Raw genomic sequence first — 18,906 nt, 5'->3', positions numbered from 1 at the left:
ATGGTTAGTTGTTTTCCCGTATACACGGCGTGCTAAACGCTAGGGTTTTGATTCTTGGTTAGTGTCTCCCTATTCGCGCAACCTTGTTAGATCGAGCGATTACCGTTGTTATACCACAGTAGTATAAAAGACTTTGTCGTGCGGTGAAAGCTTAGTCAAATCGCGGTGATAACGGCATATCGTTGGCTGATCAGAAAGGCGTAAACGGTATGTTTTAACCGCTATAAAAAGCCAAAGTAGGCCCGCCGATAGTAGTGCGTCCCTGCAGTAACTTGGTTACAATGAGCGTCTTTAGTGTTGTGCCCTTAAGGTACTAACCGTTCGAGTTGTTTGCTGTAGTGGCGTTTACTACGAGAGCCTAGCGGACAACCTAAGTATATCGTGTCGATATTTTCATGTTGTTTTTGATGCTTAATTTAGGTCTGACTGATTTGTCATTAAGGCAGTCGTAGTCAAGAACCCTACATAAGTCTGTGACTAGAGCTGCTTATAGCTATTTACCGCAGTAAAATCGACAGAAACTGTCTACTTTAAGACTCACGTGTTCATCGTGAACCTCCAAAAGGCGCCTTATGTTCGAGCTTTTTACGCCGATGTCCAAGGTCCAGAAGGACCGCCAAGTCATCCACGATACCGATGCCCGAGTGGCCAAATATAGCCGTCGAGGGCTATTGCTTAACTTCTTGGTGTTTAGTTTAAGCCTGGTTTTTGGTGACTTTTTTTATCGTGAAAATAACCTCGCTATTGTTCTGGTCACAGGCTTGTTGTTGGTAACATTGTTGCGAAGTTATTACTTGTTCCGGTTCGAGGTGCTTTACGCTCGAGCGCCAAGGCGTTGGCGTACGCAGTATTTTATAGCGTCTTTCCTGGGCGCCATTTGGTGGAGCGTGATTCTTGTCAGCTTAACCTGGGTGCTGGGAATGCGCGAAGAAGCCCTCATTATGTGGCTGTATACGGTGGTGTTTTACTCATCCATTGCCAATGTGTTTGCTCCATATATTCGGTTTTTAAAAATTTACCTGTTTATAGGTATGGTTCCGGCGGCTCTTACCGCGGCGGCCTTGGCTACGGTGGAAGGCTATCTTTACGCCGCCATTATGGCGTTATTTTATATGATGCTAGTACACCAAGCACGGGTAACGGCCAGTGGTTATTGGCAGCGATTAGAAGCTAATTTTGTTTTGCACGAGCGCGCTCGGGGTCTTGAAAACGAGCAAAAAAGCACGCGCGCTGCGATCGAGCTTAAAAATGAGTTTTTGGTCAATTTGGGGCATGAGTTTCGTACCTCTTTAAACGATATTCTTGGCACATTGGCGTTGATCGATGACGCCGAGCTGTCAGATCGTCAGCGCGACTTGTTAGGAATGGCGTCTAAAGCGGGTGAGCGGCAGTTGGACCTGGTGAATAACGTGGTAGATTTCTCTAAGATTACCACCAAGAGTCTTGTGCTTGATGAGTCGGTATTTGATCTGCGCCGCTTAGTGGCCAAGTTGGTGCGAGATTTCTCATTAGAGGCGCACCAGCAAGGCGTGGAATTAAATTATTTACTCGCCCCTGAGTTGCCTAGCCGAGTCCATGGTGATGCTGCGCGGTTACGTCAGATAACCGCGACACTGATGCAACATGCTATTAAGTTCTCTGTGACCGGTAATGTTTTTGTCGAGGTGAGTTACACGAGCTCATCTGACGACATGGGAGAGCTGCAGGTTGTTATTAGCGATAGCCATTACCATCGTGCCGATGAGGCAAAAGCAGAGGTCGATGAGTCACGTTTACAAGAAGCCGAGCAGGCGGGTCGTGTGGGTATTGGCTTGTCGATCAGTAAAGGTTTGGCTGAGTGCATGGGGGGGAGTGTGCACTTGCTTAAAGCAACCACAGGCGGCAATCGATTAGTCGTCAATGTCTGCCTGAAGACTATTAGTCACCAAGGTAAAATGCTAGGCGCCGATCAAAAGCTGAGAGGCAAGCGTTTGTTGCTGGTAGATTTGCCTGATCGAGTGGCATTAGATCTTGAAAATGAATTGAACAACTGGGGTGTTCATAGCAATAGTGTTTACGGCTATGAGCAGGCGATAACCCGCATTAAGGATGATAGTAAGCGCGGCAAGCCCATTGATTTAGTGCTGATTTACAATCGTTTAAATAGTTTTAATGCGTTGGCATTGTCTCGCGAGTTGGCCGGAGCAGAAGCTACATCGGGTCTTAAGCAGATGATCGCAATGAGTGTGCTGCAGCGAGATACTGAAGAAGTGCAGCAGCATTTGAGCCATTATTCACAGGTTAGCTGCTTAGAAAAACCGGTTATTTATAAGCAGCTGTACGAGGCCGTTTGCCAGCGGTTGTTAGGCTCGCCGAGTGTCGAGCTAGCCGCTAGTGAGAATACGCCTGAGCCGCTAGCGCCGGTGTTGGACGCCCCTGCAGTTCGACGCATCTTGGTGGTCGAGGAACACCGGGTAAACCAAATGGTTGCATCAGGTATGCTGAAAAAACTGGGTTGCTATGTGCAGTTGGTGGACACAGGTCCTATGGCGGTGGCAATTTTGGAGCGAGAGCGTTTTGATTTGGTGTTACTCGATAGTGAGTTGCCGAACGATGAGGCGATTAATGCGGTGCATAAAATACGCGAGCAAGAAAAAGCCGCTAATAGTCGTCGAGTCCCCATTATTGGAATGATTCCAGAGCTTACCGAAGAACAGGTGAGCCAGTTGTTAGCCGCAGGGTTTGATGACCAAGTTGCCAAGCCGCTACGTTACGACGCACTAGAGGGGCGCTTGCAGCGTTGGTTGGATGTTACGCCACCACCGTTGCCTGTGGTGGAGTAATTTTGGCTGAGGTCTGTCACACACCGACGACAGCTTTTAGGTGATAGCTGCCGGTGAGGTTATTTAAATTCTGCCCAAATAGGGCAGTGGTCCGAGGGCTTCTCCATTGCTCTTAATTGATAATCGATGCCGGCACCAGTACACAGCTCTGCAAGTGCTTTGGTTGCTAGAATTTGATCAATTCTAAGGCCGCGCTTGGGTTCGCGTTCAAAGCCCCGCGAGCGATAATCAAACCAGCTGTATTGGTCGTCAACTTCAGGGTGCAGTTGGCGATAGGTGTCCACTAAGCCCCAATCTTTTAGTGTGTCTAACCACTCACGCTCTTCGGGTAAAAAGCTGCATTTCCCTGTGCGCAACCAGCGTTTTCGATTGTCTTCGCCAATACCAATATCAATATCCTGATGCGAAACGTTCACGTCTCCCATGACGATGATCGAATCGCTGGGGTTGTGTTGCTCTTGCAGAAAGCGGGTTAAGTCGGCGTAATATTTTTGTTTTGCAGGAAACTTAAGCGGGTGATCGCGGCTTTCACCTTGGGGAAAGTAGCCGTTGTACACCTGTATCTCGCCAGCACCGGGTACATTAAATCGCCCGCCGATAAAGCGTCGCTGTGATTTGTCAGTATCTTCAGGGAACCCTTTAACGGTCTCAATAAACGGGTGGCGTGACATAAGCGCGACACCGTAATGAGATTTTTGACCGTGAAAAGCGACGTGATAGCCCATCGCCTCAACAATTTCTTGTGGGAACTGTTCGTCCGCTACTTTGGTTTCTTGAAGGCCAATAAAGTCGGGGTTGTAGTTGTCAATAATGGCTTGTAATTGGTGTGGCCGTGAGCGAATACTATTGATATTGAAGGATATGACTTTCATAGATTTAACTGTTTGTTGGTTTTAAACGAACTGTGGCGGCACTTGGCCGCCACAGGGTTAAAGCGTTTAGGTGGCGCTAAAAGTTAGCGATCTTAGTGTCGTTTTTACTGTTAGTACCCCGAATAAAATCTAGTAAGATATAACCAGCTTCTGTTAACAGTGGATCTTTAGCCGGGTCAATCTTTTTGGGTTCTGCTTCGGCAGTCTCGATTTCGTCGTCGCCCTCTGTTTTGCCATCGGTACTGATTTCGGCGTAAGTCTTATAGAGGGGTAGGCCGCGGGTTTTACGTCGTTCGTTTTCGATATTTAACAGCTTTTGCTCGTTGTCATTTTTTTCTTGCCGACGAGTTTTTTCATTTAATGAAACTCTTGTTCGGTTGCTATATTGATCAATTAATACTTGTTGCTTGTTCAAAAAGATAAAGTCAGGATCACTTTTTACGCGCTCGTCATGCTCTTTTTGAATGCTAGGCAGTAACGTTGCTAAGTCATAATAATGATCGTGCTTAACCTCGTGAATGTTGTCCCACGGAAGAGCGTAATCATAGCTGCTTTCGCCTACTTCATCGGGGTCTATCATGTCAGGCAAGGCGATGTCGGGTACAACACCTCGGTGCTGGGTGCTATCGCCTGAAACACGATAGAATTTCGACTCGGTAATTTTAAGTTGGCCTGATTGCAGTGGCTGCAAGGATTGCACCGAGCCCTTGCCGAAACTTTGGCTGCCAACAATAATTCCACGACCGTAATCTTGGATCGCGCCGGCAAAAATCTCTGAGGCCGAGGCGCTTAAACGGTTGATTAAAATCACAATTGGGCCGCGAAATAAGGCTTTAGAATGTGAGCGGTAATTACGTGAGATTAATTGGTTGGTCTGGCGGATTTGCACCACAGGGCCTTGATCAATAAATAAATCAGTCAGTGATGTGGCCTCGTGTAGTGAGCCGCCACCGTTGTTGCGTAAGTCGATAATAATACCGTCGACGTTTTCTGCGGCGAGCTCACCGAGTAAATTAAATACATCGCGGGTGGTGCTTTTATAGTTGGGGTCGCGTTTGCGATAAGCTTCAAAATCCATATAAAATGTTGGAATGTCGATAACACCCAGCTTGTAGCTGTTGCTGTCTTTGTCGGATAGCTCAAATACCGCTTTTTGTGCAGCCTGTTCTTCTAGCTTAACTTTGTCGCGTTTAATATTGATCACTTGGGTGGCCGAGCCGGCGGCGGCTTTGCTGGGCAATACCTCAAGTCGAACCACGCTGTCTTTTTTGCCGCGAATTAAATCTACGACTTCATCTAAACGCCAGCCGACTACGTCAACAAGCTCGCCCTCTTTATCTTGACCAACGGCGACAATTCGGTCGGCGGGTTTTAGTTGCCCTTGTTTGTCGGCGGGACCGGCCGGAATCAACCGAACCACTTTGGTGTACTCATCTTCACTTTGTAACATCGCGCCAATGCCTTCTAGTGAGAGAGACATGTTGATATTAAAGTTCTCCAGCGTGCGGGGTGACAAGTAGTTGGTGTGCGGATCATAAAGCATGGTGAAGGCGTTGATGACCGCACTAAAGGCGTCTTCGCCGGTTTGCTGACTCATGCGACGCAACTGATTGCTGAAGCGCTTGATGAGCACTTTGCGGGCCTCGTCGATTGTTTTGTCTGCCAGCACTAAGTTGAGTAAGTCAGCTTTGGTCCGTTTGCGCCATAGCTCGTCGGCTTCGGCGGCTGTGGCGGGCCAGGGGGCCGCTTCGCGATCGACATTCAGATGGTCGTCTTGATCGAAGTTGTACTGGCGCTGCTCGTCTTCTAGCTGTGCAATAATACTTTCTAATCGAGTGCTAATACGCTCGCGATAGCGGTCAAAAATAACAAAGCTGGTTTTTAATTCACCTTTTTGGAAGTCGTCGTCAAACTTGTCTTGATGTTTGTAGAACTCATCGATATCCGCTTTTAAAAAATAACTGCGACTCGGGTCGAGGTTGTCGAGATAATTTTCAAGAAATTTCTTCGACAGCGCATCATCGATATTTTGATCTCGATAATGGTGTTTGTGTAGCGAGCTGACGATCTCGGCCGTCGTTTTTCGTTGCTGGTCGGTGATCTCTAGCGGGGCTAACTCATCTGCTGCGGCAAAAGGGAAGGCCGCGGCCAGAGCAAGGCATAATGCGCCCGCTTTCATTAGGTGGGGCTTGCACAACATTTCCAGCATATAACGCTCTCGGTATTCTCAATAACAGATAATGGCTGACGGGTAGCTTGTCGTATCCCCGGTGGGTGTTAGCGGGGGCTCAGCCGATGGCGAGCAAGGCAAGGCTACAGGTTCAGGTTCGCAACTAAAGACAGCAACATAGCATCATTTGTTCTGTCATCCCAGTCACATCAGCCGTAATAAAGCCCGCTGAGTGGCCGAATTGGCTCTAGTTTAGGGGTTAATTGCGGCGTTTTAGGCGGGCTAATGTTTGATCGCCTTGCTCTGTACGTTGCTGTTCGCTTTGGACCTTTGCCGCCAGTACTCGGGCACTGTGTAGCTGGCGAATAAATCGACGGCAGTGGCGGCAAAGCATTAGATGTAAGCGAAATTGCAGGTCGGGCTTGCGCTCAGGCTCGTCGCGATTATCAAGGTAGGCGCTGGCCTGTTGAGTGATCTCACGGCAATTTAGCATTGTCCAGTCTCCTGGTAGTGATTGACTACCTGCATTAGTGTGAGACGTGCACGGTGGAGTAAGACGCGCACATTGGCATTACTAATGCCCAGTAGCTCGGCGATGTCTTCTAAGGGCTGGTGCTCTAAATCGCGCAGTAAAAAGGCGGCCTTTTGCCGCTCGGGCAGTACGTTTAGGGTTTTGTTGATGCAGCGCTGTAATTGTTGCTCCTCTAATAGGGCATCGGGTGACTCATTGCTCCAGCGAGTCGGTGGGTTGCTCCAGTGGCCGCGAGCGTTAAAGTTTTGCGTGTCGGTGTCAGGCTGCTCGAATTCGGACTCGTCCACTGACACTAGCCGTGAATCGCGTCGTAGACGAGTTTTAGCCTCGTTACTGACGATCCGTACCACCCAAGTTTTAAAGCTCGAGCGGCCTTCAAATGTTGCTAGGCAGCGGTACACTGAGAGCCAAGCTTCTTGCACGGTATCCTCGGCGTGGGTGGCTCCGACTATGGCGCGCGCAACCGCGAGCAGCAGTGTTTGATGACGATTGATTAGCTCCACTAAGGCCGCTTCGTTGCCTTGCTGGGCTGCACTGACAAGCAGTTCATCACTGCTCGATGGGGTAATAGGGACGCTCAAAGGGGGAAACCTGCCTTTGTGGTTGGTGGCGGCCCGGTATAGGACGTTGCCTTGTAATACCGCAATCCAGCCCCCGCTGAGGGGCATAGAGAGAGCTGTAGTGTTGAATGTAAAATATAACACGATAGTAGTGTCCAAGATGTGGTTAAACGTTTGTGGGAGGCGTTGTGTGCCCGGCCATCAGGCGGCGTTTAATCCAGTAGTCAAGACTCAGGTAACGGCCAGGGCCGTAGGCGAGCAGAGCTAGCAGCATCACCAGATAAGTTGCGGCAAACTCAATGCCATTGTTTAGCACCACAAATTTACCGCTAGAGGTTAACCACTCGTAACGGCCGTGCTCTTGCAAAATACGGGTGGCGCGGGCCAGTTTAGTCGTGGCCTCATCTACTCGAACGTTGGCAAAAGGCGCGCTTGAATCCGCGATTGCCTGCCAGCCATAATCGATATGCACGGCAAAAATGGCCACCAACATCGTGACAATTAAGGGAATGGCAATGGCTCGAGTAGCAAGGCCTAACGTTAGCAGTATGGCGCCGCCCAGCTCGGCGGCTATTGCCAGGGCTGTCAATAGTGTAGGGAACGGCAGGCCTAAGCCCCAGTCTTCGTTGCCAAACCACAAAGCGGTATCGGCAAAGTGGCTTAGTTTACTTGTACCGGCCATCAAGAACACAGGTGCCAGATACAAACGCAAGGCGAGCCCCGCAATTGCGTCGGTCCGAGCAAAGGCACTGTTCAGTGAGTTGGTGGTGTGTATCAGTAGCTTGCTTGCGTCCATTTGGTCGTCCTGTCGTTGATGAGCACAGATGTGTGCCATTTAATGACGCCCGAGGCGAGCGAATGTTACAGCGGCAGTAGCGTATTGGCTGTGGGTTTTATATACTGCCGCCCTAATTTACGTGGGCATGCTAAGTGTCCAGATTAACCACAAGTGGCCTTTGGTAAGGGTCACCACTGAAAAGGAAGCAAAATGCCAGTTATTACACTCCCCGATGGTTCTACTCGCGAGTTCGCTCAACCCGTCACGTTATTGCAGGTTGCTGAAGATATAGGCCCCGGTTTGGCCAAGGCCACCGTGTGCGGCCGTATTGACGGTGAGTTGGTTGACGCCTGTGAAGTGATTGACCGCGACGTGGCTATTAGCTTGATTACCGGCCGCGATGAAGAAGGCCTAGAGGTGATCCGCCACTCATTTGCGCACTTGGTGGGACACGCTATTAAGCAGTTGTATCCCGAGGCGAAAATGGCTATTGGCCCGGTGATCGATAACGGTTTTTATTACGATATCGAGTATGAGCGCACCTTGACGCCAGAAGATCTGGCCGCCATCGAGAAACGTATCAAAGATTTAGTTAAAACAGATTACGACGTCGTTAAAAAAATGACGCCGATTGCGGACGCCCGTAAGTTATTTGAGGGCCGTAACGAAAGCTATAAAGTAGAGCTGATTGATGGCTTGATTGCAGCCGGTGAGCAGGCTGTAGGCTTGTATCACCATGAAGAATACGTGGATATGTGCCGCGGCCCACATGTACCCAATACCCGCGTGATGCGTCACTTTAAGCTGATGCGTGTGTCGGGTGCTTATTGGCGCGGTGATGCCAACAATACTCAGTTGCAGCGTGTGTACGGCACGGCCTGGAATGACAAAAAAGAGCTAAAAGCCTATTTGCATCGCCTAGAAGAGGCAGAAAAGCGCGATCACCGTAAACTGGCCAAAAAGTTTGACTTGTTTCATATGCAAGAAGAAGCCCCAGGTATGGTGTTTTGGCACCCTAAAGGCTGGTCAGTGTACACCGCGATCGAAGAGTACATGCGCAAAGTGCAGCGCGACAACGGCTACCAAGAGATCAAGACACCGCAAATAGTGGATTTGAGCTTATGGAAAAAATCTGGTCACGCCGATAAGTTTGGCGATGATATGTTTATGCTGAAGTCAGAAGATCGCGAATTTGCGGTTAAGCCGATGAACTGTCCTTGTCATGTACAGGTGTTCAATCAAGGCTTGCGCAGCTATCGCGATTTACCATTACGTCTTGCGGAGTTTGGCTCATGTCACCGCAATGAGGCCTCGGGCTCGCTGCACGGTATTATGCGGGTACGTGGCTTTACTCAGGATGATGCCCATATCTTTTGTGCCGAAGCGGCGATTCAGGACGAAGTGTCGGTGTTTACCGACCTGCTGTATCAAGTGTACGCAGACTTTGGTTTTAACGAGGTTATTATTCGTCTGTCGACGCGCCCTGAGCAACGGGTGGGCAGTGATGAAGATTGGGATCGTGCTGAGAAAGCGTTGGCCGATGCGTTAGACGCCAAAGGTTTAGAGTATAAGTTGCTGCCGGGGGAGGGGGCTTTTTATGGCCCTAAGATTGAGTTCTCGCTCAAAGATTGTCTTGATCGGGTTTGGCAGTGCGGCACAGTCCAGGTGGATTTCTCGATGCCGGGCCGGCTTGATGCGCAATATGTGGCCGAAGATGGTTCACGCCAGGTGCCGGTGATGCTGCACCGTGCTATTCTTGGCTCCTTCGAGCGCTTTATCGGCATTTTGATCGAAAACTACGAGGGCGCATTTCCCTCTTGGTTGGCGCCGGTTCAGGTCGTGATTGCCAATATTACGGACAATCAGGCCGAATATGTGCAGAAAGTTGCAAAAACCCTGTCAAATAGTGGGTTTAGAGCAATATCGGACTTGAGAAACGAGAAAATCGGCTTTAAAATCCGCGAGCACACAATTCAGCGGGTTCCGTATCTTTTAGTCATTGGTGACAAAGAGGTCGAATCTAACCAAGTAGCCGTCCGTACCCGTGACGGTCAAGATCTGGGTGTAATGAGTCTGGAAGCCTTCAGTGAACATCTGAATGCCGATATCGCCAATCGTAGTCGCGTGGCAGCTTCCGACTTGCAAGATTAATCAAATAGGAGAAAGACACTATCAAACGAGATAACGCTAAAGGCAAATCCAAGAAAGCCCGTATTAACGACCAAATTGAAGCGAGCGAAGTTCGTCTAATTGGTGCCGACGGTGAGCAAGTGGGGATTGTCCCGCTGGATGAGGCCTTAAAAATCGCCCAAGAGGCCTCTTTGGATCTGGTCGAGATAGCGGCTGATAGTGCGCCGATTGTCTGTAAGGTTATGGACTACGGCAAGCACCTGTTTGAACTAAAGAAAACCAAGGCCGCGGCTAAAAAGAAACAAAAGCAGCAACAGATTAAAGAAATGAAGTTTCGTCCAGGGACGGAAGATGGAGATTATCAGGTAAAACTACGCAACCTGATACGTTTCCTTGAAAACGGGGACAAGGCCAAAGTATCACTTAGATACCGCGGTCGTGAAATGGCTCACCAAGAACTCGGGATGGACGTGATGCTACGCATCGAGAAAGACCTTGAGGAACTGGCAACAGTGGAGCAACGGCCTAAAATGGAAGGTCGCCAACTGATTATGGTCATGGCCCCGAAAAAGAGATAGTTGTTGGGCTTTTAGCTGCCTTAATGACTGAATATTAATATTATTGCAAATGCGGAGTTTATCTCATGGCAACAAAAGCTAAAGTACATAGTGGCGCAGCCAAGCGCTTTAAAAAAACGGCGGCAGGCTATAAGCACAAACACGCTAACAAGAGCCACATCCTTACCAAAATGACCACTAAGCGCAAGCGTCAACTGCGTGGCACCAGCATTCTGAAAGCTGTTGATGTCCCAGCTGTTGATCGTATGCTTCGCGCCAAGTAATTGGTTAAATTCGGATAATTAGGAGTTCATTATGGCCCGTGTTAAACGTGGTGTAGAGGCGCGTCGTCGTCACAAGAAAGTTTTAAAAGCAGCAAAAGGTTATTACGGTGCTCGTTCACGAGTTTTTCGTGTTGCCAAGCAAGCCGTTATCAAAGCAGGTCAGTACGCTTACCGCGACCGTCGCGTTAACAAGCGTAACTTCCGCGCTTTGTGGATCACTCGTATCAACGCTCAGTCTCGCGCTGAAGGCATGACTTACAGCCAGCTTATTGCCGGCCTTAAGAAAGCTAACATCGCTTTGGACCGTCGTGTACTAGCTGATCTAGCGGTTTACGATAAAGCAGCTTTTGCAGCTGTAGTGGCTCAGGCTAAGTCAGCCCTGACCGCTTAAGTACCGCTTGCAGTGTGGGCCTTTGTGCCCGCGCCACTAAGCGATAGAGGGGAGGGCTGTTATGGGCCTCCCTTTTTTTATTTGCGCTATTTGATGTTCGCTGTGCCTGCACACGGCGGTTCACACGCTAAATACTGGAATTTGCGATGGAAAATCTCGCTGCGCTGACCGAGCAAGCGCTTAATTTAGTTGATAATGCCGAAGACCTTGCCGCACTGGATAAAGTCCGTGTTGAATATCTGGGTAAAAAAGGCAGTATCAGTGCTCAGGCTAAAATGCTCGGCAAACTTGCCGCTGACGAGCGTCCTAAAGCTGGCGCCTTGATCAATGAGGCCAAGCAGCAGGTGCAAGATCGGATCAATAAAATCAAAGCTCAGTTTGAGCGCGCTGCGATCGAAGCTCAGCTTGCGGAGCAGACCGTAGACGTTACGCTACCGGGGCGTGCCAGTGAGCTAGGTGGTTTGCACCCAGTGACGCGCACTCTTGATCGGATAGCCGAAATATTTGCCCAGGTAGGCTACGAAGTCGCTGAAGGCCCCGAGATCGAAGACGATCACCACAATTTTGAAGCGCTGAATATCCCCGCGCATCATCCCGCGCGCGCTATGCACGACACCTTTTATGTCGATGAAAAGCCGTTTGCTACCAGCGGTGGTAGCTATGTGCTGCGCACGCATACATCACCTGTACAGGTACGGGTGATGGAAACCACCGAGCCGCCGATCCGTATTATTTGCCCTGGCCGAGTTTATCGTTGCGATTCTGATTTAACCCATACGCCGATGTTTCATCAGGTAGAAGGTTTGGTGGTGGATAAAAACATCAGCTTTGCCGACTTAAAGGGTACGGTTGATCAATTTTTAAAGGCCTTTTTTGAGGTCGATGCGCCGGTGCGTTTTAGACCATCGTACTTTCCTTTTACCGAGCCGTCGGCCGAAGTCGATATTGGCTGTACCCAGTGCCACGGTAAAGGTTGCCGGGTGTGCAAACATACGGGTTGGATTGAGATTATGGGCTGCGGCATGGTACACCCGAATGTTTTTGACGCCTCTGGTATTGATCCGGAAACTTACTCGGGCTTTGCCTTTGGTATTGGTGTGGAGCGTATGGCGATGCTGCGTTATGGCGTAAATGATTTGCGTTTGTTTTTTGAAAACGACGTTAAGTTCTTGCAGCAATTTTAATTGGCTGAACGCCCCTTAATGTAGCGATATTTAGAGCGTTCACACAAAGCTGCTCAATAAGCCGCCCGAAACAAATAGACAGGCCCCACAGGCCGAAAGAGATTGAACTATGAAAGTAAGTGAATCCTGGTTGCGCGAGTGGATCAACCCTGAGGTGAGTGTTGCGACTTTGGTCGAGCAGCTCACTATGGCAGGGATCGAAGTGGACGCCACTGAGCCGGTAGCTGGCGCTTTTAGTGGTGTTGTGGTTGGTGAGATCGTCGCAATTGAACAACATCCCGATGCCGACAAGTTACGGGTTTGTCAGGTCGCAGGCCATCCCGATGGCGGTGAGATACAAGTGGTTTGCGGTGCACCCAATGCTCGCGCTGGGTTAAAAATCCCTTTTGCGACTGTGGGCGCGCAATTGCCGGGTGACTTTAAAATCAAAAAAGCTAAGCTGCGCGGTGTCGAATCGTTTGGCATGTTGTGCGGTCAGACCGAGCTCGAGGCTGGGGATGATGATACCGGCCTGTGGGAGCTAGCCGCCGATGCGCCGGTCGGGCAGGATTTACGTGATTACTTAAATTTAAATGACACCTTGATTGAGGTGGATATTACTCCCAATCGTGGCGATTGCTTAAGTGTGCGTGGTTTGGCGCGTGAGTTGGGTGTGATTAACCGGTTAGGCGTTAATCCGGTGGTTGTAAGCCCGGTCGCGGCTGCGATTACCGATACCGTAGCGGTTGCTTTGCAGGCCCCTGAGGCTTGTAGTCGCTATGTTGGCCGTGTAATTCGCAATATTGATGTCAGTGCCCCTAGCCCCTTGTGGCTGCAAGAAAAGCTACGCCGTTCGGGAGTGCGCTTGATTGATGCGGTCGTCGATGTCACTAACTACGTGTTGCTTGAGTTGGGCCAACCGATGCACGCTTTTGATTTGGCTAAAATCGATGGCGGTATTGTCGTGCGTGACGCGCGCGAGGGCGAAACATTAACGTTGCTCGATGAGCAAGAGATTACCTTACAGGCTGGCACCTTGGTGATTGCTGATGGCCAAGCGCCGTTGGCGATGGCCGGTATTATGGGCGGCTTAAACAGCTCTGTTACCCACGCCACGCAAGATATTTTGTTAGAGAGCGCCTTTTTTCATCCGCTGGCGATTGCCGGGCGGGCGCGTAACTATGGCCTGCACACGGATTCCTCGCATCGCTTTGAGCGCGGCGTAGATTACCAGCTGCAGCGTGATGCGATTGAGCGTGCCACTGAGCTATTGTTGGCTATTGTTGGTGGTGAGGCGGGCCCCGTGATCGAAGAAGTGACCCCAGAGCTTCCGAGTGTGCAAGTGGTTACTTTGCGTCACGAGCGTATAGCCAGTGGCCTGCACATTGATCTAGATGCTGAAACTATTGAGGATATCTTGACTCGACTAGGTTTGGAGGTCGACAAACGCACCGACGACGGCTGGCAGTTACGGGTACCTAGCTGGCGCTTTGATATTGATATCGAGGCTGACCTACTCGAAGAGTTGGCGCGTATTTACGGTTATAACCGTTTGCCAACCCGTGTCCCCGATTCACCCATGGCCATTAAGGCACACACTGAGTCGCGCTTGCCGTTGGCGCAATTGCGTCGCCACCTGATTAGCCGTGACTACCAAGAGATCGTGACCTACAGCTTCATCGACCCGGCCGACAATGCCCGATTTGATCCCGAGCTGGCGCCTATTGCATTAAAAAATCCCATTAGCGCCGATATGGCCGTTATGCGGACGACCTTATTGCCTGGGTTGGTGACAACCTTGCGCTATAACCTCAACCGTCAGCAGAGCCGTTTACGGTTGTTTGAAAGTGGCCAGCGCTTTATTCCTGGCAGCAATGGGGTAGATCAGCAGCCAACACTGGCGGGTTTGGTATACGGACCTTTAGCGGCTGAAAGTTGGAGCAATGAATCACGCGATGTCGACTTTTTTGACCTAAAAGGCGATGTCGAGTCGCTGCTGGCACAAACTGGCCTTTCACATGACTTTAGCTTTCGCGCCGGCAAGCACCCGGCTTTGCACCCAGGGCAGTGTGCTGAGGTGGTAGTGGCGGATCAGGTGATTGGCTACGTTGGTGCCATACATCCGGCGCTGCAACAAGAGCTAGATATTCCGGCGGGAGTGTTTGTGTTTGAGTTGGAGCTTAAATCACTGCTTGTGGCGAGAGTGCCAAGCTTTACACCGCTGTCACGCTTTCCTGCTAATCGGCGCGATTTAGCCTTGTTGGTGGATCGAGATCTGCCGGTTGATAGCCTGCTCGATGGCGTAAGGTTAAAAGCAGGTGAGTGCTTGTCTGACTTAAAGGTTTTTGACCTGTATATGGGCAAAGGCATTGATCCACAAAGAAAAAGTGTCGCCTTGGGCTTGACGTTTCAAGATCCTTCACGCACTCTTACGGATGATGAAATCAATGGATTTGTCGGGCAGGTGGTCGATCATCTGCAAAACCAATATGGTGCAACCCTGAGATAGGCAACAACCGATGCCCAACGGCGCGCTGACTAAAGCGGATTTAGCGGAAAAGCTCTACGAAGAACTTGGCCTCAACAAGCGTGAGGCCAAAGAGTTAGTAGAGCTGTTTTTTGAAGAAATTCGTGGTTCATTAGAATCAAACGAACAAGTTAAATTGTCAGGCTTTGGCAATTTTGATTTGCGCGATAAAAGTCAGCGTCCGGGTCGCAACCCAAAAACCGGTGAAGAAATTCCCATTAGTGCTCGACGGGTGGTTACTTTTAGGCCCGGACAGAAACTGAAGGCACGAGTAGAGACATATGCTGGAACCAAGCCATAACGATGAGTTGCCGGTTATACCTGGTAAGCGTTACTTCACTATTGGTGAGGTCAGCGAGCTATGCGCGGTAAAGCCTCATGTGTTGCGTTATTGGGAGCAAGAGTTTCCTCAGCTTAAGCCTGTTAAGCGTCGGGGCAATCGTCGTTATTATCAGCGTACCGATGTGCTTACTATTCGCCAGATCCGTGCACTTTTATACGATCAAGGCTTTACTATTGGTGGTGCGCGGCAACAAATGAGCGGCGAGGTTGCACAGCAAGACTCGAGTCATTTTAGCCAGCTGGTTAATCAAATGATTGCTGAGCTCGAACAACTGCTAGAAGTCTTAAATACTAAGTAAATCAAACCACTACCGTTAAACCTTACATTTTTGTGTCGTGAGTAAATGCCCTGGCACGGCATCGCTAGGTCATAACATTGTCTGTTGCAATCTTAAAAAAATCCGGTATTATGCCCACCTCTCGGAGTAAGCATGCTCCGACCATCGGAACGTAGCGCAGCCTGGTAGCGCACTACACTGGGGGTGTAGTGGTCGTGGGTTCGAATCCCGCCGTTCCGACCATTTTTCTTCTCTAGTTCTTCATTACCCCCTTATCTTTGCTTCTCCGCACGTTAAATTAAAGGCAGTTTTTTCGCCTTGAATAATTTGCCCTTGTATTTACGTCAATCGCCCCCAAGAATCAGCAATGGCCGTTATAGGGTGGCAGTGACTTACTAAAATGCTATTATGTGCGCCTAATTTTTTGATCTGCGGACCTGATAGGGCGCTACAATAACAACGGAGTATTCACGTGACCAAGCAGTTAATGATTTACAACGATATCCAGCCTTTAACTAGTGATAAACACCGTAAGTTGTCGGTGAGTGTTAATTCGTACGACTTTATCTCAGAGATGGCCACCTCGCCATTACTGGCCACAGAGATCCCGTTTGCCTCAGCCGAATATGCCGTTATTTTCTCGGCGCCTAATGCTGAAGGCGATCACACGCCGTTGGCGGTGATGGGCGTAAAACAAGGTGAAAACCTGATGCTGACTGACGACGGCCGTATTAACGCCCGCTATATCCCAGCGTTTATTCGTCGTTACCCGTTTGTCTTTGCCGGCGGTAAGGATTCGGAAAATCTGACTTTGTGCATAGATGAAGGCAGTAAAGCTTTGATTGCTGATGGCAGTAAAGGGCAGCGTTTGTTTGATGATAATGGCGAGCAAACAGACCACTTGAAAGAAGTGCTGAACTTCTTGCAGGACTATCAATACCGTGCAGAAATGACCAAAACGTTTTGTAAAATGCTGAAAGATTTGGATCTGCTCGAGCCAATGCAGGCAAACATCGAGTTTAACGGCAATGCTGACAACAATATGAGCATTAAAGGATTTTATACTGTTAAGCGTGAAAAGCTTAAAGCGCTGGGCGATGACAAAATATTGGAGCTGTTTAAGAAAGATGGCTTGGAGTTGATTTATGCTCACTTACAATCGTTGAGCAACTTGAACCGTTTGGTTGAGTTTAAAAGCGCAAAGCTTGCAAGTTAGGCGATACTTTTAAACCTTGCCACAAAAAAGCCGACACTTGTGTCGGCTTTTTTGTGGTTGTCTATTGGGCTTAGCCTGTGTAAATCGACAGTACATCGCACTTGGCGCCGCTGTGAATACTGCTCGACGTTGAGCTTAATAAATGCTTTAGTCCATGCTTGCCGTGACTGCCGGTAATAATTAAATCTATATCCAGTAGTTTGGCCAGTTGATGTACTTCGTGGGCTGGGTCGCCAAATGTAATGTGCAGGTTTTGGTGCGGTATATTGTGGCTATCCGCCAACGCGGCAAGTTTTGGGTATATGGTTTGGCGTATTTGTACCTCGTTAACGCTATGGTTGTGGCCGGTGGCATCGCCATAGCCTGTTACCGGGTGATCTTCTACGTGTATGAGATGTATCTGGGCTGTGTCTGTTAAGGCTTGTGCCTTGGTTAATAACTGTGTGCCTCCTACTTCAAGATCGACTGCAATTAAGATGTGCTTATAGCCTGTCATACTTGCTCCTTCACATGTCTTATGTGTCTTGTAAGCTTAACCTGAAGCTAACGCCATGGCTATTTATGTGTCTTGCTTTAGTGCAGAGTGAACCGTAGCTTGTGATCTGCGTATCTATAAAAGGTTACCATCATATTTAAGTTGTTGAGGGAGGCTGTATGGGTGCCATAGATTTACCGCAAAGCAATATATTGGTTACCGGAGGCACTGGGTTTATCGGTCAGGCCTTGTGCCGGAGTTTGAGCCAAGCTGGGGCAAAGGTGACGGTAGTGACGCGTGATCGAGAAAAAGCCGAGCGTAAGCTCTATAGTCTAGATGTATCGCTGACGGATTTCACTGACCTATCTAGCTGCGCGGGTTTTGATGCGGTAATTAATTTGGCCGGTGCTGCCGTACTTGGCCGTTGGGGCGTGAGTCGGCGCCAAACTATTCGGGATAGTCGTATTGCCTTTACTCAAAAATTAATGGCCCAGCTTGCCGTGCAAAGCCCTCCTAAGGTGTTTGTCAGTGGCAGTGCTGTGGGTTATTACGGTGATACCGCTGAGGTCGAAGCGGATGAGCATGGCAGTCAAGGTGTGGGGTTTGCCGCAGATTTGTGTTGCGATTGGGAGCGTCAGGCGATGCTTTTTTCTGAGCGAGGCTCTAGAGTCTGCTTGCTACGAGCCGGAGTTGTATTGGCGCAGGGCGGCGGTGCTCTGGGTTCCATGTTGCCGGCTTTTAAGCTCGGTTTAGGCGGGCCGATTGCGGGAGGTGAGCAATGGATGAGTTGGATTCATCGGCAAGATTTGGTGTCGATGATTATTTGGTTGTTGGGACAAGATGATATTGCGGGGCCTATTAATGCGGTTGCACCCAATCCTGTGCGTAATCGGGAGTTTAGTCGGCAGTTGGCTGAGGTGTTAAATCGTCCAGCGTTTTTAAATGCTCCTCGTTGGCTACTTAACATATTATTAGGCCAAGCGGCGCAAGAGTTATTGCTGAATAGTAATAAAGTAGTGCCGCGAATTGCGCTTGGGGGCGGATTTGTTTATCGCTATCCGCAGTTGCTCGAAGCGTTAAAAGCAAGCGTGTAAAATTAAAAAAATAAAAATTGATTTTATACCTTGTAATGTAAAAAGTAGACCTTATATATCAGTTGTACCTGCTCAAAAGAGAGGTGCAATGATCGCCTGACCCGAAGGGTAGGCATATGTTAAATATTGCTCAAATTTGAGGATATAGTTATGCGTAATTTTGATTTAACTCCCCTGTATCGTTCTTCTATTGGTTTTGATCGCGTTGCCGGCCTGCTCGACAGTCTGTCTCGTAATGAGCAAAGCCAGCCCAGTTATCCGCCTTATAATATTGAGTTGACGGGCGAAGATCACTATCGAATTTCTATGGCTGTGGCAGGTTTCGATCGCGCCGAGTTAAACATTGAAGTAAACCAGAATAACCTGACCGTGTCGGGCAACAAAGGTACGGACGATAAGTCGCGTACTTACCTGCATCAAGGGATTGCCGCGCGTAACTTTGAGCGTCGATTTCAATTGGCCGATCACGTGCGAGTCGAATCTGCAGCGGTAGAGAATGGACTGTTGCATGTTGATTTGGTGCGCGAACTACCCGAAGCAATAAAGCCCCGCACAATTGATATTGCGGATGGCGTTAAACGTGTCGCGGTGGAGCGTGATTCCGATCAAAAGCAAAGCGTAGAGGCGGCATGATTGGTAGCTGAATGACGTTAGGATTCCCAGTCAGATTCCCTAACAAAAAAACGCCGGTATAGCCGGCGTTTTTTGTTTTTAC

At 49.3% G+C, this 18,906-nt stretch carries 18 protein-coding genes and 1 tRNA gene; 13 read left to right on the top strand and 6 right to left on the bottom strand.

Annotation, left to right across the window (positions count from 1 at the left end):
- Window positions 1–572: 572 nt before the first annotated feature.
- Window positions 573–2,822 (top strand): response regulator, encoded by a 2,250-nt coding sequence (locus GILYN3_RS07520; RefSeq protein WP_049722267.1) that lies wholly within the window; start codon window positions 573–575, stop codon window positions 2,820–2,822.
- A 59-nt stretch (window positions 2,823–2,881) separates the two neighbouring features.
- On the opposite strand, the gene xthA is transcribed toward GILYN3_RS07520, so the two are convergent.
- The 5 genes from xthA to GILYN3_RS07495 all read right to left on the bottom strand — a co-directional run bounded on the left by xthA (window position 2,882) and on the right by GILYN3_RS07495 (window position 7,791).
- Window positions 2,882–3,694: an exodeoxyribonuclease III gene (gene xthA / locus GILYN3_RS07515; RefSeq protein ID WP_049722266.1), complete on the bottom strand. Its 813-nt coding sequence runs from the start codon at window positions 3,692–3,694 to the stop codon at window positions 2,882–2,884.
- 76 nt (window positions 3,695–3,770) lie between these two features.
- On the bottom strand, window positions 3,771–5,873 hold the full coding sequence (locus GILYN3_RS07510; protein WP_049722265.1) for a carboxy terminal-processing peptidase: 2,103 nt from the start codon (window positions 5,871–5,873) through the stop codon (window positions 3,771–3,773).
- Window positions 5,874–6,123: 250 nt separating this feature from the next.
- Window positions 6,124–6,357, bottom strand: a complete 234-nt coding sequence (locus GILYN3_RS07505; protein ID WP_049722264.1) for a zf-HC2 domain-containing protein — start codon at window positions 6,355–6,357, stop codon at window positions 6,124–6,126.
- Window positions 6,351–6,977, bottom strand: coding sequence for an RNA polymerase sigma factor (locus GILYN3_RS07500; RefSeq protein WP_232305528.1), 627 nt, complete (start codon window positions 6,975–6,977; stop codon window positions 6,351–6,353). Before GILYN3_RS07500 ends, GILYN3_RS07505 begins: the two co-directional genes overlap by 7 nt.
- Window positions 6,978–7,122: 145 nt before the next feature.
- Entirely contained in the window at window positions 7,123–7,791 is a 669-nt protein-coding gene (locus tag GILYN3_RS07495) for an HvfX family Cu-binding RiPP maturation protein (protein ID WP_232305527.1), read from the bottom strand.
- Window positions 7,792–7,944: 153 nt separating this feature from the next.
- Here GILYN3_RS07495 and thrS point away from each other — a divergent pair, with 153 nt between their 5' ends.
- From thrS to GILYN3_RS07445, 10 genes are all read left to right on the top strand, one after another.
- A complete protein-coding gene (gene thrS, locus GILYN3_RS07490; RefSeq protein WP_049722262.1) occupies window positions 7,945–9,885 on the top strand; it encodes a threonine--tRNA ligase in 1,941 nt (646 codons plus the stop codon).
- Window positions 9,886–9,905: 20 nt separating this feature from the next.
- On the top strand, window positions 9,906–10,442 hold the full coding sequence (gene infC / locus GILYN3_RS07485) for a translation initiation factor IF-3 (RefSeq protein WP_049722261.1): 537 nt from the start codon (window positions 9,906–9,908) through the stop codon (window positions 10,440–10,442).
- A gap of 65 nt (window positions 10,443–10,507) precedes the next feature.
- Window positions 10,508–10,705, top strand: coding sequence for a 50S ribosomal protein L35 (gene rpmI / locus GILYN3_RS07480; protein WP_049722260.1), 198 nt, complete (start codon window positions 10,508–10,510; stop codon window positions 10,703–10,705).
- Window positions 10,706–10,736: 31 nt separating this feature from the next.
- Complete coding sequence (gene rplT / locus GILYN3_RS07475) at window positions 10,737–11,096, top strand: 50S ribosomal protein L20 (RefSeq protein ID WP_049722259.1); 360 nt, start codon at window positions 10,737–10,739, stop codon at window positions 11,094–11,096.
- A 146-nt stretch (window positions 11,097–11,242) separates the two neighbouring features.
- Window positions 11,243–12,280 (top strand): phenylalanine--tRNA ligase subunit alpha, encoded by a 1,038-nt coding sequence (pheS, locus tag GILYN3_RS07470; RefSeq protein WP_049722258.1) that lies wholly within the window; start codon window positions 11,243–11,245, stop codon window positions 12,278–12,280.
- A 109-nt stretch (window positions 12,281–12,389) separates the two neighbouring features.
- Window positions 12,390–14,768, top strand: a complete 2,379-nt coding sequence (pheT, locus tag GILYN3_RS07465) for a phenylalanine--tRNA ligase subunit beta (protein WP_049722257.1) — start codon at window positions 12,390–12,392, stop codon at window positions 14,766–14,768.
- A 10-nt stretch (window positions 14,769–14,778) separates the two neighbouring features.
- Window positions 14,779–15,087 (top strand): integration host factor subunit alpha, encoded by a 309-nt coding sequence (gene ihfA, locus GILYN3_RS07460; RefSeq protein WP_049722256.1) that lies wholly within the window; start codon window positions 14,779–14,781, stop codon window positions 15,085–15,087.
- Complete coding sequence (locus tag GILYN3_RS07455; protein WP_049722255.1) at window positions 15,068–15,427, top strand: MerR family transcriptional regulator; 360 nt, start codon at window positions 15,068–15,070, stop codon at window positions 15,425–15,427. The genes ihfA and GILYN3_RS07455 overlap by 20 nt, the downstream gene beginning before the upstream one ends.
- Before the next feature lie 145 nt (window positions 15,428–15,572).
- Window positions 15,573–15,649: transfer RNA gene (locus tag GILYN3_RS07450), tRNA-Pro, on the top strand.
- Between the two features lie 229 nt (window positions 15,650–15,878).
- The gene (locus GILYN3_RS07445) at window positions 15,879–16,622 is read left to right on the top strand and encodes a SapC family protein (protein WP_049722254.1); all 744 of its coding nucleotides are present in this window, start codon (window positions 15,879–15,881) and stop codon (window positions 16,620–16,622) included.
- A gap of 70 nt (window positions 16,623–16,692) precedes the next feature.
- On the opposite strand, the gene GILYN3_RS07440 is transcribed toward GILYN3_RS07445, so the two are convergent.
- A complete protein-coding gene (locus GILYN3_RS07440) occupies window positions 16,693–17,118 on the bottom strand; it encodes a universal stress protein (RefSeq protein ID WP_049722253.1) in 426 nt (141 codons plus the stop codon).
- Between the two features lie 158 nt (window positions 17,119–17,276).
- On the opposite strand from GILYN3_RS07440, the gene GILYN3_RS07435 reads away from it, so the two are divergent.
- A complete protein-coding gene (locus GILYN3_RS07435) occupies window positions 17,277–18,191 on the top strand; it encodes a TIGR01777 family oxidoreductase (protein ID WP_049722252.1) in 915 nt (304 codons plus the stop codon).
- Between the two features lie 150 nt (window positions 18,192–18,341).
- Window positions 18,342–18,824 carry an Hsp20 family protein gene (locus GILYN3_RS07430; protein WP_049722251.1) on the top strand — a complete coding sequence of 161 codons (483 nt, stop codon included), beginning with the start codon at window positions 18,342–18,344 and terminating at the stop codon, window positions 18,822–18,824.
- The last annotated feature ends 82 nt before the right edge of the window (window positions 18,825–18,906 follow it).

It is taken from the genome of Gilvimarinus polysaccharolyticus, assembly GCF_001187555.1.
GTDB lineage: Bacteria > Pseudomonadota > Gammaproteobacteria > Pseudomonadales > Cellvibrionaceae > Gilvimarinus > Gilvimarinus polysaccharolyticus.
The sequence above is the reverse complement of the archived record's forward strand: the minus strand, read 5'-3'. Positions and strand labels throughout refer to the sequence as shown.

Bases quoted from the DNA above. Each gene is read 5' to 3' on its own strand.
- GILYN3_RS07520 (WP_049722267.1), top strand. From the start codon at position 573: ATGTTCGAGCTTTTTACGCCGATGTCCAAGGTCCAGAAGGACCGCCAA.
- xthA (WP_049722266.1), bottom strand. From the start codon at position 3,694: ATGAAAGTCATATCCTTCAATATCAATAGTATTCGCTCACGGCCACAC.
- GILYN3_RS07510 (WP_049722265.1), bottom strand. From the start codon at position 5,873: ATGAAAGCGGGCGCATTATGCCTTGCTCTGGCCGCGGCCTTCCCTTTT.
- GILYN3_RS07505 (WP_049722264.1), bottom strand. From the start codon at position 6,357: ATGCTAAATTGCCGTGAGATCACTCAACAGGCCAGCGCCTACCTTGAT.
- GILYN3_RS07495 (WP_232305527.1), bottom strand. From the start codon at position 7,791: ATGGCACACATCTGTGCTCATCAACGACAGGACGACCAAATGGACGCA.
- thrS (WP_049722262.1), top strand. From the start codon at position 7,945: ATGCCAGTTATTACACTCCCCGATGGTTCTACTCGCGAGTTCGCTCAA.
- rpmI (WP_049722260.1), top strand. From the start codon at position 10,508: ATGGCAACAAAAGCTAAAGTACATAGTGGCGCAGCCAAGCGCTTTAAA.
- rplT (WP_049722259.1), top strand. From the start codon at position 10,737: ATGGCCCGTGTTAAACGTGGTGTAGAGGCGCGTCGTCGTCACAAGAAA.
- pheS (WP_049722258.1), top strand. From the start codon at position 11,243: ATGGAAAATCTCGCTGCGCTGACCGAGCAAGCGCTTAATTTAGTTGAT.
- pheT (WP_049722257.1), top strand. From the start codon at position 12,390: ATGAAAGTAAGTGAATCCTGGTTGCGCGAGTGGATCAACCCTGAGGTG.
- ihfA (WP_049722256.1), top strand. From the start codon at position 14,779: ATGCCCAACGGCGCGCTGACTAAAGCGGATTTAGCGGAAAAGCTCTAC.
- GILYN3_RS07455 (WP_049722255.1), top strand. From the start codon at position 15,068: ATGCTGGAACCAAGCCATAACGATGAGTTGCCGGTTATACCTGGTAAG.
- GILYN3_RS07440 (WP_049722253.1), bottom strand. From the start codon at position 17,118: ATGACAGGCTATAAGCACATCTTAATTGCAGTCGATCTTGAAGTAGGA.
- GILYN3_RS07435 (WP_049722252.1), top strand. From the start codon at position 17,277: ATGGGTGCCATAGATTTACCGCAAAGCAATATATTGGTTACCGGAGGC.
- GILYN3_RS07430 (WP_049722251.1), top strand. From the start codon at position 18,342: ATGCGTAATTTTGATTTAACTCCCCTGTATCGTTCTTCTATTGGTTTT.